At 35.2% G+C, this 14,462-nt stretch carries 18 protein-coding genes; 8 read left to right on the top strand and 10 right to left on the bottom strand.

Annotation, left to right across the window (positions count from 1 at the left end):
* Positions 1 to 64: 64 nt before the first annotated feature.
* From ACIP9G_RS04635 to ACIP9G_RS04625, 3 genes are all read left to right on the top strand, one after another.
* Positions 65 to 415, top strand: a complete 351-nt coding sequence (locus ACIP9G_RS04635; RefSeq protein ID WP_401017752.1) for a VOC family protein — start codon at positions 65 to 67, stop codon at positions 413 to 415.
* 215 nt (positions 416 to 630) lie between these two features.
* Positions 631 to 1,134, top strand: coding sequence for a DUF6773 family protein (locus ACIP9G_RS04630; RefSeq protein WP_401017749.1), 504 nt, complete (start codon positions 631 to 633; stop codon positions 1,132 to 1,134).
* 15 nt (positions 1,135 to 1,149) lie between these two features.
* On the top strand, positions 1,150 to 1,344 hold the full coding sequence (locus tag ACIP9G_RS04625; RefSeq protein ID WP_024362980.1) for a helix-turn-helix transcriptional regulator: 195 nt from the start codon (positions 1,150 to 1,152) through the stop codon (positions 1,342 to 1,344).
* Positions 1,345 to 1,847: 503 nt separating this feature from the next.
* Here the strand turns inward: ACIP9G_RS04625 and ACIP9G_RS04620 are convergent.
* From ACIP9G_RS04620 to ACIP9G_RS04595, 6 genes are all read right to left on the bottom strand, one after another.
* On the bottom strand, positions 1,848 to 2,486 hold the full coding sequence (locus ACIP9G_RS04620; RefSeq protein WP_401017747.1) for an ABC transporter ATP-binding protein: 639 nt from the start codon (positions 2,484 to 2,486) through the stop codon (positions 1,848 to 1,850).
* Positions 2,487 to 2,498: 12 nt separating this feature from the next.
* The gene (locus ACIP9G_RS04615) at positions 2,499 to 3,197 is read right to left on the bottom strand and encodes a hypothetical protein (RefSeq protein ID WP_401017746.1); all 699 of its coding nucleotides are present in this window, start codon (positions 3,195 to 3,197) and stop codon (positions 2,499 to 2,501) included.
* Positions 3,194 to 3,925 (bottom strand): hypothetical protein, encoded by a 732-nt coding sequence (locus tag ACIP9G_RS04610; RefSeq protein WP_401017744.1) that lies wholly within the window; start codon positions 3,923 to 3,925, stop codon positions 3,194 to 3,196. Before ACIP9G_RS04610 ends, ACIP9G_RS04615 begins: the two co-directional genes overlap by 4 nt.
* Entirely contained in the window at positions 3,915 to 4,808 is an 894-nt protein-coding gene (locus tag ACIP9G_RS04605) for an NADH dehydrogenase FAD-containing subunit (protein ID WP_401017742.1), read from the bottom strand. Before ACIP9G_RS04605 ends, ACIP9G_RS04610 begins: the two co-directional genes overlap by 11 nt.
* Before the next feature lie 118 nt (positions 4,809 to 4,926).
* Complete coding sequence (locus tag ACIP9G_RS04600) at positions 4,927 to 5,325, bottom strand: hypothetical protein (protein ID WP_401017739.1); 399 nt, start codon at positions 5,323 to 5,325, stop codon at positions 4,927 to 4,929.
* 298 nt (positions 5,326 to 5,623) lie between these two features.
* Positions 5,624 to 5,860: an endonuclease IV gene (locus tag ACIP9G_RS04595; RefSeq protein ID WP_172772040.1), complete on the bottom strand. Its 237-nt coding sequence runs from the start codon at positions 5,858 to 5,860 to the stop codon at positions 5,624 to 5,626.
* 108 nt (positions 5,861 to 5,968) lie between these two features.
* On the opposite strand from ACIP9G_RS04595, the gene ACIP9G_RS04590 reads away from it, so the two are divergent.
* The 3 genes from ACIP9G_RS04590 to ACIP9G_RS04580 are packed head-to-tail and all read left to right on the top strand — an operon-like array spanning position 5,969 to position 8,018.
* Positions 5,969 to 6,715 (top strand): metal ABC transporter ATP-binding protein, encoded by a 747-nt coding sequence (locus ACIP9G_RS04590; protein WP_340823698.1) that lies wholly within the window; start codon positions 5,969 to 5,971, stop codon positions 6,713 to 6,715.
* Between the two features lie 14 nt (positions 6,716 to 6,729).
* Complete coding sequence (locus ACIP9G_RS04585) at positions 6,730 to 7,593, top strand: metal ABC transporter permease (RefSeq protein ID WP_340823700.1); 864 nt, start codon at positions 6,730 to 6,732, stop codon at positions 7,591 to 7,593.
* On the top strand, positions 7,590 to 8,018 hold the full coding sequence (locus ACIP9G_RS04580) for a Fur family transcriptional regulator (RefSeq protein ID WP_172772037.1): 429 nt from the start codon (positions 7,590 to 7,592) through the stop codon (positions 8,016 to 8,018). The genes ACIP9G_RS04585 and ACIP9G_RS04580 overlap by 4 nt, the downstream gene beginning before the upstream one ends.
* Positions 8,019 to 8,085: 67 nt before the next feature.
* Here the strand turns inward: ACIP9G_RS04580 and ACIP9G_RS04575 are convergent, their stop codons facing one another.
* Positions 8,086 to 8,421, bottom strand: a complete 336-nt coding sequence (locus ACIP9G_RS04575) for a hypothetical protein (protein WP_401017735.1) — start codon at positions 8,419 to 8,421, stop codon at positions 8,086 to 8,088.
* A 338-nt stretch (positions 8,422 to 8,759) separates the two neighbouring features.
* Positions 8,760 to 9,848 (bottom strand): 3-phosphoserine/phosphohydroxythreonine transaminase, encoded by a 1,089-nt coding sequence (serC, locus tag ACIP9G_RS04570; protein ID WP_340823702.1) that lies wholly within the window; start codon positions 9,846 to 9,848, stop codon positions 8,760 to 8,762.
* Between the two features lie 221 nt (positions 9,849 to 10,069).
* Here serC and ACIP9G_RS04565 point away from each other — a divergent pair, with 221 nt between their 5' ends.
* Positions 10,070 to 10,606 carry a hydrolase gene (locus ACIP9G_RS04565; protein ID WP_340823704.1) on the top strand — a complete coding sequence of 179 codons (537 nt, stop codon included), beginning with the start codon at positions 10,070 to 10,072 and terminating at the stop codon, positions 10,604 to 10,606.
* A gap of 248 nt (positions 10,607 to 10,854) precedes the next feature.
* Here ACIP9G_RS04565 and ACIP9G_RS04560 read toward each other — a convergent pair whose 3' ends face one another.
* A complete protein-coding gene (locus ACIP9G_RS04560) occupies positions 10,855 to 11,361 on the bottom strand; it encodes a PCYCGC motif-containing (lipo)protein (RefSeq protein ID WP_401017730.1) in 507 nt (168 codons plus the stop codon).
* Positions 11,362 to 11,441: 80 nt separating this feature from the next.
* Positions 11,442 to 13,739, bottom strand: coding sequence for a YhgE/Pip family protein (locus ACIP9G_RS04555; protein ID WP_401017727.1), 2,298 nt, complete (start codon positions 13,737 to 13,739; stop codon positions 11,442 to 11,444).
* 191 nt (positions 13,740 to 13,930) lie between these two features.
* Between ACIP9G_RS04555 and ACIP9G_RS04550 the strand changes: the two genes are divergently transcribed.
* Positions 13,931 to 14,410, top strand: coding sequence for a thioredoxin family protein (locus tag ACIP9G_RS04550; RefSeq protein ID WP_401017724.1), 480 nt, complete (start codon positions 13,931 to 13,933; stop codon positions 14,408 to 14,410).
* Positions 14,411 to 14,462 lie beyond the last annotated feature (52 nt).

Here is a 14,462-nt window from a genome sequence, read left to right as displayed (position 1 = left end):
AGAAGGAATTCGCTTTTAAAACGAGAATTTAAATGAATAATGAATGGATAGGAAGGTGACTTTTATGAATATAAAGGGCTTTGGAGGGATTTTTTGGAGAACTAAAGATTTAGAGGATATTAAACAATGGTACAGTAAAGTTCTAAATGTGGAAATGGAAGGTTGGAATGGTGCCATTATTACACCACAAGCAGGCAATGAAACGATTTTTTCCTTCTTTACCGAGGATGATCGCTATTTTCCATTAGAACAACAAGTGATGTTAAACTTCCAAGTTGAAAATTTAGATGACAGTATTAAACATCTAGAGAATTTGGGTGTTCCTTTTGTAAAGGAAAAAGAGGTTAGTGAATTTGGAAATTTCATTTGGATTGAAGATCCAGAGGGCAGACGAATTGAGCTATGGGAGAAGTAAACGAATAGAAATTCCTAACGTTAACAGGCAACATGGACATTTATAAAAAATGAATTTTTAAGGCACATTTTCCACAAGAGGATGTGCCTTTTTCATGTCTTTAGAAGAACCCATTTTGCATTTTGTAAATTATAATTAACTTAATGCAATTTATATATTGCAAAAAGCAATGTTGTTTTATATAATAAAATTAATAAAACGAATGGAGGCAAATTATGGCTGCAAGACAGAAGAAGCAAGTTGATGAACGTGTGAAAAATTTACAAAATAAAATATACAAAGAAGTTTACGTATTGATCATGATTGTATGTTCAATATCAATCTTAATTAAATTCTTTAAAATGGGTGTGTCCTTAGATAATGTAATAACAGAGTGGTTGATTATATTTATATCATCTGTCTATTATTATGTTAGAACGGCTTATCTTGGCATATTGACTGATGAAATAGAGGTTCACGATAGTAATAGCAAAGTCAAATTAGGAACAAAAAATGTACTTTTTGGTGTTGCATTTGGTTTAATTTTTGCAATTATTTTAGGACTTAACAGTGCTTTCAATTATGCTGACAGCACACAACAAGCAATAGAATATTTCTTCGTTGTCTTTTTAGTATCTCTACTTATATATGTGCCATTTTTTGCAGGGTTTTTGGGATTATCGTATATGGCTGCTAAAAAGAAAAGTGATCAAGTCGTACAAAAAAATTTAGAAGATTAACAAGTGGTGATAAGCATGAAAAATATCCGTTTAAAAATGGCTCGAATAGAACATGATCTGTCACAAGAAGATTTAGCACAAAAAGTAGGGGTTACTCGACAAACTATCGGCTTAATTGAAGTAGGTAAATATAATCCGACATTAAACTTATGTATTGCAATCTGTAAAACGTTAAATAAAACGTTGGATGAATTGTTTTGGGAAGAGTAAATTAAAGAAAACCTCCACTTTGAACATTGTCAAAGTGGAGGTTTTACTATATTTGAGGGAAATCAAAAGTTAAAATTACTGCAATTGTGTTCAAACAAAAGATAAATACTGCGGTTGATTTCCGCTACGGGTGCGCGCTTTCCGCGGGCACACCGTAAGTCGCAACCCTCGCTAACGCGCAGTTTGTTGTGTCTCACGTTTTGTGCTGTTCCCGCAGGAGTCGCCCGCCCTTCGCTCCAATCAACTTATTAAAGTTAAAGCTTCAAAAGAATAAAAAATAGAAAGAAGTGTCGAGTTACTTTTCAATGCCTTTAAATAATTATCGCTTTTTAATAGACATAAATAGTGCGGTTGATTTCCGCTACGGGCGAGCGCTTTCCGCGGGCACACTGTAAGCCGCAACCCTCGCTAACGCGCGGATTGTTGCGTCTTACATTGCGTGCGTTCCCGCAGGAGTCGCCCGCCCTCCGCTCCAATCAACTGAATATGTTGGCAAAGAGAGGTCAGACGGGACTTTCTGTTAACACGCCTTCACGCAACCTAAAAACTTGATCACATAAGGACTCAATATCGATTTTATTATGTGAAGTTAATAATATGGTAGCACCTCGCTGTTTTTCAGCGTTAATAATGTTATAAACATTTTGGACAGAATCTTCGTCCAAAGCATTCATTGGCTCATCTAGTAAAATTAATTCTGGTGTTTCCATAATGCTTTGAGCAATTGCTAGTTTTTGTTTCATGCCAAGAGAGTACGCTTTGACAGGCCGTTTATCTTCTGGGTCTAAACCTACTTTTGATATCGCAGCTTTTATCTCTTGGTCAGTAATTTGCTTACGTATTGATGCTAAAAAATTCAAGTTGGAAAACCCTGAATAATGCTCTAAAAATCCTGGTTTTTCAAAAATAACACTTGCACTTTTAGGAAATGAAATATCTCGATGTAACACATCCCCGAATAATTTTACGGTTCCGACACTCGGTTTTACTAAGCCACAAATAACGCGAAATAACATTGATTTCCCTGAACCGTTATGACCAACAAAGCCATAAATTTTCCCTCGTTCTAGCTGAAAGTTTATATTTTGAAGCACAGTCCTTCCTTTAATCACCTTAGAAACGTTGGATACTTCAATTGACATATCGTAACCTCCCTAGAAGTAATCTTTTTTTAATCCGAAGCGAACAATGAGTAGACACATCATACAAATTAATAGCCCTTCGATAAATAAAACAATAGCGACCATGTTTGCCTCTAAATTTCCCATTAGCCCATAATAGAAAGGAATATAAGGAGCGGATTGCTTAATACCCGCAAAAAATAGAATGATCAGTAGCACAGATGCAATTTTAACTGAAAACAATAATTCGATTATTTTCCAAAGCAAAGCATGACAGTACATATTGATACACAGAATCAATGGCTGTAGCACAATTAAGATATCAAATTGTAGTGTCACGTGAGCTTTTAAAAAAAGGAAGAAGCTCATGAGATAAGTGATTGCGACATAGCATGCAGTGAATATAAGTAGAATTAGCAGCCGATTAAGCCAAAACCAGCTTTTTGTTGGATAGCGTAATAGCATATTGTATGAAAAAGAAGTGGAGCGAGGCTTCCAAATAATTTGAATTAAAAGCACATAACCAAACCATAGCAAAGTCCAGTACATCCAAGTAAGTTCCTCCACTTGTCCCAAAAGGGCAGTAAATGCTTGGCGCAATGTCATGCCATCAAAAAGTGATGTCATATAGAGTAACAATAAAGTAGTACATAATGGGTAGACGATACAAATACAACAAATTTTAAGGGCATCTTCTCGCAGTAGTTTCCACTCTAACGAAAATGTTGTCATGAATCATCATCTCGCACGTAAAAGTCTAGTTTATTGACTAAATAATGAATGGCATTGATTAACAATATCATAACGGCAACTATTATAAAGAATGTACTAATAGGTGACGTAAATTCAGTTTTATTAAAGGCAATATACACAAAGTGCTTTATATATCGATCCAACATGCCAAGAATCATAACTACAATCGCACTAATGAAGTTATTTTTGAAAAGTTGTTGGAAGACGATATAAAGCAACCCGAAAATAGCAGTAACACAATAAAACATATAGATAAAGTAAAGCAATGAACCGTTTTCTTTAGGCTCAGGCACATATAATAATAGGGCACTGTAATTTGTGATATAAGGGGAAAATAGCCACTTCGCTAACGATGTGCTCAACATACTACTTCCGAAAACAACCGCTGTAAAAAAGGCAGTCACGATAAAAACGAAGCAAATTTTATACGATGCGAATTGCTGGCGGTGACGAAATCTTCTAAGCAATAGCCAATCATTGTCTTTAGATGAAAAGGGTGCTAGTAATATTAAAAAAATAGGAATATAAAAATGCTCATAACGAGAGGCTAAAATAAAGTTTTTCAGCGTATGCCATCTTGTTGCCACTGAAGTGATAGGTAATACTTCAAACAAATGTAGCGATATTATAAAATATGCCACACCCCAAAAGAGCAGTTTTTTCAAGCGAATATCCTGTAGACAATAGAGTAAGTATTTATAAAACATCCTCATATTTCCTCATGCCTATGACGTAAATGACAATGGTAAGTGAAATTTGCATCAGAAATTCAACAACCATAATAGAAATGGAGTTATCTCCATGTATACCTTCGGGGGCTAAAAAGAAAAATGGAACCCATTTTGGGTTATTGGTACCAAAGAACCAAAGACTTGTATAAATAATTTGTGGCATCAAAATTAATAGATAATAATTTTTAATAAATATAGATAGGGCTAGTCCTAGGCAAACATACGCACTAGCAAACAATCCACCAATAATATAAAATACAGCAACATATAGATAAGGAGATATACTTAATAAATCCGAAAAAAGAGGTTGGATATCTCCTTTAAAAACACTTATAGCATTATCTGGTATTGCCAAAGTCCCTTCTACAAACCCTTTATAAATATTGGCATAGGCTGTATAGTCCCAATGATTCGTAAATAGATTAACAAGCACTACACCTAGACATAGTGGCAGTACGAACATAAAAAAGGCAGTTAGAAAAGTAGTAGCAATCTTTGCTATGTAATATTTGCGTCTATCCATGCGCATAAAAGTAAAAAGTAGATAACCACTTTTTCTTTCACGATAGATTGAGTCTATAAGTGCAATAGAAATCAACAATGGAAATAATAAATAATACAATTCAGATGCTAAATTGTTCGTAAAACCGAGCCAGTGCTTATGCGGGGAAATGAAAATAAGCACATCTTCCACAATTTCTTCTTCATAGTATTGGCTATAAATTCGTTCAGTTAATTGATACTCTTCGTTATGTTCTTTCACACCTATTAAGACAGCAATCACAACAAGCAGTATTAATGCACAAACACTAAGATAAAAGTTTTTATTTTTAAACAGTTTTTTATATTCTATAAGCATTGATATCCTCCTACTCAAAAACAGGGTTGTCCCTATCTAAAATAAGACAACCCATTCTAGACAACGATAAAAGAATGACGATGAACGTTGTTATATCAATATTTGGGCATGCTCTATATTATCTTGTGTCTGGATAAAATCTTCCTGAGATTTCTACACTCACTAATTTTTTTTGGTCATTTTCTGCTACTAATGTTACATCGCCACCAACAGCACTTTGATCTACAATGAAGAAACGTGTATCATTATCATTATCAGTTACATCTATAGCAGTATTAGAAACCTTTTTCCCATTAGCATCTACAATCCACATAGTTGCTTCGTAATTTTGACCAACTATAGAGTTTTCAACTTTTGAGTTACTGTTATTGTCTTTTGTCCCTGTCGCTAAATATATATTTCTTGATAAACTAGGTAGCACCTTCGCATAGGTGATCGCACTCGTCCCTGCACTTACTACACCTGTACTAACTAATAGTCCTAAGGCACAAACTGTTGTTGCTAGTCTTTTCTTCATGAAAATCCAACTCCTTTTTTGTATTTTGCTGAAAATTAACTACAAGCAACACAACAATAAACAAGGCATAGAGAAAGAGTATTTCATTCTCTAATTATCAATTATTATAAAATTTAAAATTTTAAAATTTCAATATTTTTTTGCAAAGTAAACCAAAAATTTTTACATAGAAATTCAAAAAAAATTCAAAAAATAGGTAGGTTTTGGGAGGATATATTAGGACCGATATTATGATAGAATTTGCACAAATAGCCATACAAAAGCCCGAAAGTCAAAACTGACTTTCGGGCTTACTATATTATTTAGTAAATAGTGCAATAAGCTGGCGAGAACGTTTTCTTCCGAGAACGGCTTCCACTTCACTCAGTACTTCTTTTGGAATACCTAAAAAGAGCCAAGAAAATGAGAATTGCTCAAGATAAGGTCGAAGCTTTTTCACTTCTGACGTGCTAATTTCAAAACCTTCGGCACGCGCAATGGCAACTACTTCTTTATCAGTACTTTGAGATAATTGCTGTAAAAAATGAATACTCACAACCAATCCCTCCTTTTAAGTTTTGTTTTCTTTACAAATATTGAACATTCATTTATACTTACAACTTGTAAATCGTAATGATTTTGAATTAGAAAGAAGCGATCATGCATGAAAAAAACATTAATTGACATCGATAATGTGTCATTTCAATATGACTATACACAAGTATTGAAAAATATCTCATTCCGTGTGGAAGAAGGAGATTTTTTAGCACTCCTCGGACCTAATGGTTCAGGAAAATCAACATTATTAAAAATTATATTAGGTTTATTGAAACCAATGTCTGGCGAAATTAAGTTGTTTGGAGAGCCAAGTGCAACATTTAAACATCGTGAATGGATAGGCTACGTTTCCCAAAAATCCAATGCTTTCAACTCAGGTTTTCCAGCAACTGTACAAGAGGTAGTCATCAGTGGATTAACAAAAAAATTAGGGCTATTTAAAAGACCTACAAAAGATGTCAAAGACAAAGTATATGAGGCTTTAAAGGCAGTAGGAATGGACGCCTTTATGAACCAAAATATTGGTGAACTATCTGGTGGACAGCAACAGCGTGTCTTTATTGCACGAGCTTTAGTAAGCGAGCCAAGATTACTGATACTGGATGAACCGACTGTCGGCATCGATCACGAGAATGTGCAGTCCTTTTATGATATGCTGGCGAATTTGAATAGGGAACAAGGAATTACGATGATTCTTGTCACACATGATGTTGATACAGTTTCAAACCGAATTAGCCATGTTGCTTGCCTCAACCAAACGATTCATTTCCACGGCTACAAAGACGAATTTGATTCTATTTCTCAGGATGCGCTTGACGCTTGGTACGGCCATTCCGTGAGAAAGATTCATTAGAAGGAGAAGGCACAATGATTGAAGCAATTATTAACTATGAGTTTTTACAAAATGCCTTTTTCTCTGGCTTATTGATTGGCATCATCGCACCACTTCTAGGGGTATTTATAGTAGTTCGCAGACTATCACTAATTGCAGATGCTTTATCCCATGTCACACTTGCGGGTATTGCTGGTAGCTTGTATGTAAGTCAATCTTTTGCAGCATTTGCAATGCTAAATCCTATTTACCTTGGTATTATAGCTTCAGTTAGTGGTTCAATATTAATTGAACGCTTACGTCGACTGTATAAACACTATGAAGAGCTTGCCATACCGATTATTATGTCCGGCGGTATTGGAATTAGCGCCATTTTTATATCGCTTGCCAGTGGCTTTAGCACCGATTTAATGAGTTATTTATTTGGCTCCGTTTCGGCTGTCTCAAGGCAGGATTTATTGGTTGTTATTGGGATTGCGATTGTAGTCATTGTCTTTTTATTTTTATTCTTTAAAGAACTTTTTGTGCTATCGTTTGATGAGGAATATGCGAAAGCTAGTGGACTACCGGCACGATGGGTTCATCTTTTATTTATGATTGTGACAGCGCTTGTAATTGCAGCAAGTATGCGTATCGTTGGTATTTTACTAGTATCATCTTTAATGACTTTGCCAGTTGCTGCAGCAATGCGTCTTGCAAAAGGCTTTAAGCAAACGATTATCTATGCAATTGTATTTGGCGAGGTAGCGGTATTAATCGGTTTAGTAAGTGCATTTTACTTAGATTTAGCACCAGGTGGTACAATTGTTGTTACATCAATTCTTATCTTATTACTTGTAATCATAGGTAAGAAAACGATGTTAAAACTATCTGCAAAACAAGGGGAGGCAGCACAGTGAATATTTCAAGAGCGTGGGAAATTTTAAAAGAAAACGGCTATAAAAAAACAGATAAACGTGAGTTAATTTTAAATATGTTTGCAGAGACGGATAAATATTTAACCGCTCGAGATTTATTAGATGTGCTGAAAAAAGATTTTCCTGGTATGAGTTTTGATACGATTTATCGAAATCTCTCAACGTTTGTACAGCTTGGCATATTAGAAGAAACCGAGTTATCCAGCGAACGAAATTTTCGCATGCATTGTGAGTCTGAACATCATCACCATCATTTCATATGTATGGATTGTGGCAATGTGAAAGAGCTCAATCTTTGTCCAATGGAGATGCTTGGTGAAAAGCTTCCTGATTATGAAATCGAAAATCATAAATTTGAAATATACGGTAAATGTCCAGATTGTAAACATGAAACCCTGTCAAATTAATATTTGACAGGGTTTTATTTATTGTGAAGGAGTAATGTTAGAAGGAAAGGGCATAAGAAGACTACTACTATCTTCTTACAATACGGATAGCATCTATTTTTTTACAGTCAATAATAAGTGGTGTTGTAGAACCTGCTTCTAGGAAATAAGCACAGCAATTTCTTGCATTAAAGCTCACGAAAGTCAAACCAAGGAAACTAAGGCCGCCTGTTAAGAAAACATCTACTACAGCGCCAACTTCTAAACATTTTAATTGCTCACAGATACAGCTTCTGCAGTGATTCATTGCTCTCTGACCTTTTTCTTCTTTGCACTCATGTTGTTTCTTTTGGTGACAGTTGCAAGGTTTTTGGCATTTACAAGGAGCCCAATTCATGTGTGTAACATATCTTCTATCTTCCATTTGATACTACCTCCTTTCGTTAGAATTAATGTAAAGCTATTGCCTTACACTTATAATCTATGTTTTGTAAAAGCAAGGAGGTTGGTAATATGTCCGATAGACACTAAAAAAACTATTTTTTCTTTAAAAAAATGCTTTGTAAGTTTATTTTATTTTGTAAATGTATGTTTGTACCAATGGCATTGTCATAGAGATAGAAGTCTATCATTGGGAAAATAGAAATAATTTTTAGAAGAAGACAGTACATATAAATTATAGAGGGAAGCAATCATGCCATTGTTTCAAAAAACAAACGACGAATGATGCTATTTTAAGCAATCATTCGTCGTTGAATATTATTATTGGTGTTTTTGTTGGAATGCTACCATAAAGTCGCGTAGTGCTTCACAAGTTTCTAATGGAACAGCATTATATGTTGATGCACGGCAACCGCCTACTGAGCGGTGACCATTTAGTCCAATAAATCCAGCTGCTTTTGCTTCTGCAAGGAATTGTTTTTCAAGTTCTTCATCAGCGACGCGGAATGTGATGTTCATTAATGAACGACTTTCAGGCGTTGCGTGACCAGTGTAAAAGCCATTACTGTTATCAATCGCATCGTAAATTACTTGTGCTTTTTCTTCATTAAGTTTAGCAATTGCTTCAACGCCACCTTTAGCGTCAACCCATTTTAATACTTCACCTAACATATAAATACCGAATGTTGGCGGTGTGTTGTATAACGAGTTACCGTCTGTATGCGTTGTATACTTTAACATTGTTGGAATGTCTTTGTTCGCTTTTTCTAATAAGTCTTTGCGAATAATAACGACAGTTACACCAGAAGGTCCAAGATTTTTTTGTGCACCAGCGTAAATAATACCGAATTTGCTGATGTCAACAGGTTTAGATAAAATGTCACTCGACATATCTGCTACTAAAGGAACATTGCCTGTTTCAGGGAATTCTTTCCATTGTGTACCGTAAATCGTATTGTTTGATGTGATGTGCACGTATGCATCATCTTCATTAAACTGAATATCTGATAATGCTGGAATGTTGCGATATTTATTTTCCTTTGTGCTTGCTGCTTCAACAGGAGTACCAAATAATTTTGCTTCTTTGAATGCTTTTTCAGCCCATGAACCAGATAAAACGTAGCTTGCTTTTTTATCTGCTTGAAGGAAGTTCATTGGTACCATTGTAAATTGCAGGCTTGCCCCACCTTGTAAAAATAGTACCTCATAGTTTTCTGGAATAGCATAAAGTTTTTTTAATAGAGCAATTGCTTCATTATGTACTTCGTCGAAGATCGCACTACGGTGGCTCATTTCCATAATAGACATACCTGAATTACGGAAGTTAACTAATTGTTGTTGAGCGTTTTCTAGAACTTCTAGCGGTAGTGCAGATGGACCTGCGTTAAAATTGTATGCACGTTGTGTCAAAGTGGTACACTCCTTGTTTGTTTTGTTTAATAAAAGCACTTTACTGGATTATAACTTAATTTTCAAGAGAAAAAACAAAATTCTCAATATTTTATTTATGTAGGATGAAAATGAGCATTTTAGTGTCAGGCACGCACACAATTCGCACACAATTTATTTAAACACTACAAAAACAAAGAAATTTCGGTATACTATCGTTAAGTAATGAAAGGGGTGTTTTTATGTTTACAGTAGATCAAGCAAGTCTGATTGTCGTGGATGTGCAAGGGAAATTGGCAACGATTGTAGATGATAGCGAAACAGTTATTCAAAATGTGTCAAAACTTGTACAAGGTATGCAAGCATTGGATATTCCGGTACTATGGCTGGAACAAAATCCAAGTCGATTAGGTGGTACTGCGCTAGAAATCGCAAAGCATCTTCAAGGGAATCCAATTGCTAAAATGGCTTTTAGTGCATGCCAAGAAGAAGAGTTTATTGACGCAGTTAAAGCGAGTGGACGTACGCAATTTATTGTAACGGGTATTGAAACACATATTTGTGTCTATCAAACAGCAAGACAATTGAAGGAGCAGGGGTTTGAAGTAGAGGTAGTTGTTGATGCCGTATCTTCTCGCACTAAAGCCAATAAGGAAATTGGGTTAGATAAAATGAAGGCACTAGGCATTTTGCCAACGAGCACGGAGATGATTTTGTATGAGCTTTTACAAAGAGCAGATCATACACATTTTAAAACGGTACTGCAACTTGTTAAATAAACAATACGATGCGGTCTCTATAGGATAGGTTGAAATCAGGGGCAAAGGTGTTTGTAAGTTTGCTATTTATAATGAAGAAGACTTAGCTATCTTTCTTTTGCAATCGATTTAATTTAGACTGCTGCGGGAACGTATGCATCGTAAGACCAACAAACTGCCGTAGCGGACAGCGATGGCGCAGCAAAAAGTGTTAGATTGATTCTTAGTCAATCTAACACTTTTTCACTTTTATCGCAGCTTCTAAATATTTAAGCAGGCATTTCCGTTGGTGTTGGTTTCGCATAACCATTTTTGTACGTCTCATCAATAGTTTGACGGATTTCTTTCAAGCTCATGCCATCTTTATGCATTTTTGCTGATTGTAGTGCAATTTCCAAGCAAACGCCACAACGTGTACCATGGTCGTCCCAGACGATTGTGCCATCTTCACGCTTTTCCTGAATGAAGCAGTTTAAATTGCTTTTATGTCCTGCGGATTCTCCACAGCCACAGTAGCAAGGCATCCACTCTAAAATGTCTGTTGATTGCCCCGCAATTTGGTAAACTAAGCGAATATTTTCAGTTTGGCTATCTAAAAATGATGGTAATACATCGGCACCTGCTGTTTCTTCCTGAATGTCTCCTGAAACATGAGCATGTCCATCATGTGAAGTCTCATCTTGTGAATCATTCGGATTTTCTTTAATTGCTTTATCTGTCCCGCAAGCACTTAGTACGAGTAACAACAACGTAAAAATGGATACAAGTTTTTTCAAAACAAACGCCTCCTACATGTTTACAATATTTCCATTATAACATTGTCCCTGTCCATATTTATAGCAGACAAGGACGGATTTCAATGAAATATATCTAAACCGCGTGTTTTGTTCATTAAAAGTTCCATTTTTTCGCCTAGTAATTTTTTTAAGAAAAAGCCAAACAGTATAAAAATTAACCAAAAGCCTAACAAAAATGCGAGGTCTACCCATACCTTTTGCCAAATGATGCCACCGACTGCCTCTCGCATCATTTCAATTGCATAGGTAAACGGTAAAAACGGATTAATAACTTGGAAAAACTTTGGTAATAATTCTACGGGATAGGTGCCTCCAGAACCAGCAATTTGTAAGACCAACATAACAATTGCTAACGCCTTCCCAACATTTCCAAATACGGATACTAGCGTGTAGACAACAGTTATAAAAACAAAGCTAATGATTAGCCCAAAAATTATAAAGAAGTAGGGCGCACTAATAGAAACATCTAATAATAAAGCATCGCCAATGGTAATAATTAGAGTTTGGATTAATGAGATTGTTGCAAACGTCAGTAATCGCCCAAAGTAAATTTCACGAATACTATATTGTTGGTTGTCGTGTATATTTACCGCAAGTAGTGAGATAAGTAACAAACAACCTACCCAAATAGATAGCACCGTATAAAAAGGAGTCATTGCTGTACCGTAATTCGCGATTGGGAACATTCTATGTTCTTCTAGCTGTACAGGTTCTTCAAAGAAATTCCGTTCAGCATCGACATCGTTCTTTAATAATTGAACAATTTCAGAAATATCGGTTTCATTTTCTAGTGTTCGAAGCTTATTAGCAAGATCAGTAATTTTTTTGCTTAGCGTTGGAAAGTCTGACTGAATTGTAGAAATCGCCTTATTGGCTGTTACGAGCGTATTTTTAGCATTATTTAACCGTTGTTGTGCCTGTGGAATTGAGCTTTGAACCTTTGTTAGCATTGTTGATGCATTCGTTAGCGTATCTTTCGCAGCATTCAAAGTTGTATGAATTTGCGGCTCCAGATTTTCTGAATAGTAGCTAAGAAATTGTTTTAAATTGTCAGCAGCGTCTTGGGCAATTTTTTGGACTTCAGCAATATCGTTTTTTATCTTTTCTTCATCAATATTATTTATTTGCTGAACTTTACTTGTTATATCCGTTAATAAAGCATTTAGTTGGCGTAATGAAGAGAGCGCACCCGTCGAAGAGTCGGTAATTGTAGGATTAGCTCGTAGCGCTCCTTGTATAGACTCCAATTGCTGAATAATGTCTTTATTATTATCGTTAGAGCTGTTTTGTTGAAGTGATGTAATAACATTTTGGAGCGAATTTTCAAGTTGCTTACGAGATGTTGCATCTGCCTGTGTGAGTTTTTGTAAAGCCTCTAAAGTCTGAATACTACTGTTTACTTTGTCTAGCGAAGATGTTAATTGTTGTTGCAGTTCGTCTTTTGATTGCGCTAATGTCGAAGTATCGGAAGTAGCATTTTGCAGCTTTTCTAAAAGATTTGTGAATTGCTGTGCGATTGTTTGCGCACTTTCTAAATCCTTTTTAACGATTGGCGAAAGCTGATTGAACAGTGTATCTGCTTCATTAATTAGCTTTAATCCACCTTGAATAGTTGTAAGACCGTTATTCGTAATTTTCACTATTTCTGGAATTTCACTAATAGTAGTATTTAATAATTTCTCGGCATCTTTTCCACCTGTTGCAGTTTTTGCTAAAAAAGACTCTATATCAGGTAAATGTTGCTCGATTGTAAAAATATACTGTTCAAATTTTTTGAAGTCTGGAAGTTCATGCTCTATTTCAATACCAATTGTATTGAACATCGAGAAAAGAGTGCCATTTACTGTTGATATAAACTCACTAGAAACTTGTTGGGTGATAACGCCAGCGCCTTTACTCGTAATTTTAGGGGCAATGGGATTTATTTTTTCGTTTACATAATAGTCAATATGCGCTTTTGTTGGTTCATCTGTCAGAATGGATGTTAGCTTCTCGGAAAAGTCACTAGGAACAATAAGTACTGCGAAATAGTCACCATTTTTTAATGAATCGAGCGCTTCTTGCCTAGGGGTAAAATACCAGGAAAAACTATTATTTTCTTTTAAATTAGTCATTAATTCCTTTCCTATATTTAGATTTTCTCCTTTAATAGTCGTCCCGTCATCTTCGTTTACTACAGCAATTTTCATATTGGCAGTGTGAGCGTATGGATCCATGGAAGCGTAAATATTAAGCCATGCATAAAGAGAAGGTAAAAAAATAAGACCACCAACGATAACAGCAACTACCCAGTTTGATACGATATTTTTAATATCACTTTTATAAATTCGAAAGACATGTTGGAAAGTGTGTTTCATAGTTAAATTTCACTCCAAATTCATTTTGAGCTTATAGTAGTATGTTTCCATAAATGCACTGAATTATGTTTGAATAGTTGGAAAATTTAATATGAAAGACTAATTAGTTTACTAGGTTCTAAAAACACTTTATAATCAATCCCAAATACACTAAAAGTAGGACATTTTTGTGTGAAAATGGAGGAGTTTAATTGAAAAAATTACTAATTATTGGTTCGGTTATTGTTGTATTATTTGCAGCAATCATTGTGCTTACAAATGTATCGAACAAAAACAAACTTGCTAGTGCAAATAATCCGTATGGTGACAAAAAGTTAACACAAGAAACAATCGATCAATTAGATGATGAAAATTATCAAAATATAATGTTACCAGATGAGCTAGAAAAGAAAATTAAAGCAGGAGAAGATGTGAACGCATACTTCTTTAGTCCAGTTTGTGTACACTGCCAAGCATTTACACCTGTATTAATGCCGATTGCTGATGAACTTGGTGTAAACGTTGCTCAATTAAACGTATATGAATATACAGATCTATGGGATAAGTATGGTATTGAAGCAACACCAACTTTCATTCGTTTTGAAGATGGTAAGGAAGCAGCACGCTTTGTAGGTGCTTTAGCAGAACAAGATTTACGCTCTTTCTTAGATAAAGAAGTGTTAAAAAAATAAAGCATGTAAGAGACTGATCCAAAGAAAATATTGGACAGTCTCTTTTTTATAG

The organism is Lysinibacillus sp. NPDC093197 (assembly GCF_044754025.1).
Classification (GTDB): domain Bacteria; phylum Bacillota; class Bacilli; order Bacillales_A; family Planococcaceae; genus Lysinibacillus.
Note: the sequence above shows the minus strand (reverse complement) of the source record. Positions and strands in the feature narration are given on the sequence as shown.

What these genes read in the sequence shown, in the direction of transcription:
- ACIP9G_RS04635 (WP_401017752.1), top strand. Translation starts at nt 65, where the DNA reads ATGAATATAAAGGGCTTTGGAGGGATTTTTTGGAGAACTAAAGATTTA.
- ACIP9G_RS04630 (WP_401017749.1), top strand. Translation starts at nt 631, where the DNA reads ATGGCTGCAAGACAGAAGAAGCAAGTTGATGAACGTGTGAAAAATTTA.
- ACIP9G_RS04625 (WP_024362980.1), top strand. Translation starts at nt 1,150, where the DNA reads ATGAAAAATATCCGTTTAAAAATGGCTCGAATAGAACATGATCTGTCA.
- ACIP9G_RS04620 (WP_401017747.1), bottom strand. Translation starts at nt 2,486, where the DNA reads ATGTCAATTGAAGTATCCAACGTTTCTAAGGTGATTAAAGGAAGGACT.
- ACIP9G_RS04615 (WP_401017746.1), bottom strand. Translation starts at nt 3,197, where the DNA reads ATGACAACATTTTCGTTAGAGTGGAAACTACTGCGAGAAGATGCCCTT.
- ACIP9G_RS04610 (WP_401017744.1), bottom strand. Translation starts at nt 3,925, where the DNA reads ATGTTTTATAAATACTTACTCTATTGTCTACAGGATATTCGCTTGAAA.
- ACIP9G_RS04605 (WP_401017742.1), bottom strand. Translation starts at nt 4,808, where the DNA reads ATGCTTATAGAATATAAAAAACTGTTTAAAAATAAAAACTTTTATCTT.
- ACIP9G_RS04600 (WP_401017739.1), bottom strand. Translation starts at nt 5,325, where the DNA reads ATGAAGAAAAGACTAGCAACAACAGTTTGTGCCTTAGGACTATTAGTT.
- ACIP9G_RS04590 (WP_340823698.1), top strand. Translation starts at nt 5,969, where the DNA reads ATGAAAAAAACATTAATTGACATCGATAATGTGTCATTTCAATATGAC.
- ACIP9G_RS04585 (WP_340823700.1), top strand. Translation starts at nt 6,730, where the DNA reads ATGATTGAAGCAATTATTAACTATGAGTTTTTACAAAATGCCTTTTTC.
- ACIP9G_RS04575 (WP_401017735.1), bottom strand. Translation starts at nt 8,421, where the DNA reads ATGGAAGATAGAAGATATGTTACACACATGAATTGGGCTCCTTGTAAA.
- ACIP9G_RS04565 (WP_340823704.1), top strand. Translation starts at nt 10,070, where the DNA reads ATGTTTACAGTAGATCAAGCAAGTCTGATTGTCGTGGATGTGCAAGGG.
- ACIP9G_RS04555 (WP_401017727.1), bottom strand. Translation starts at nt 13,739, where the DNA reads ATGAAACACACTTTCCAACATGTCTTTCGAATTTATAAAAGTGATATT.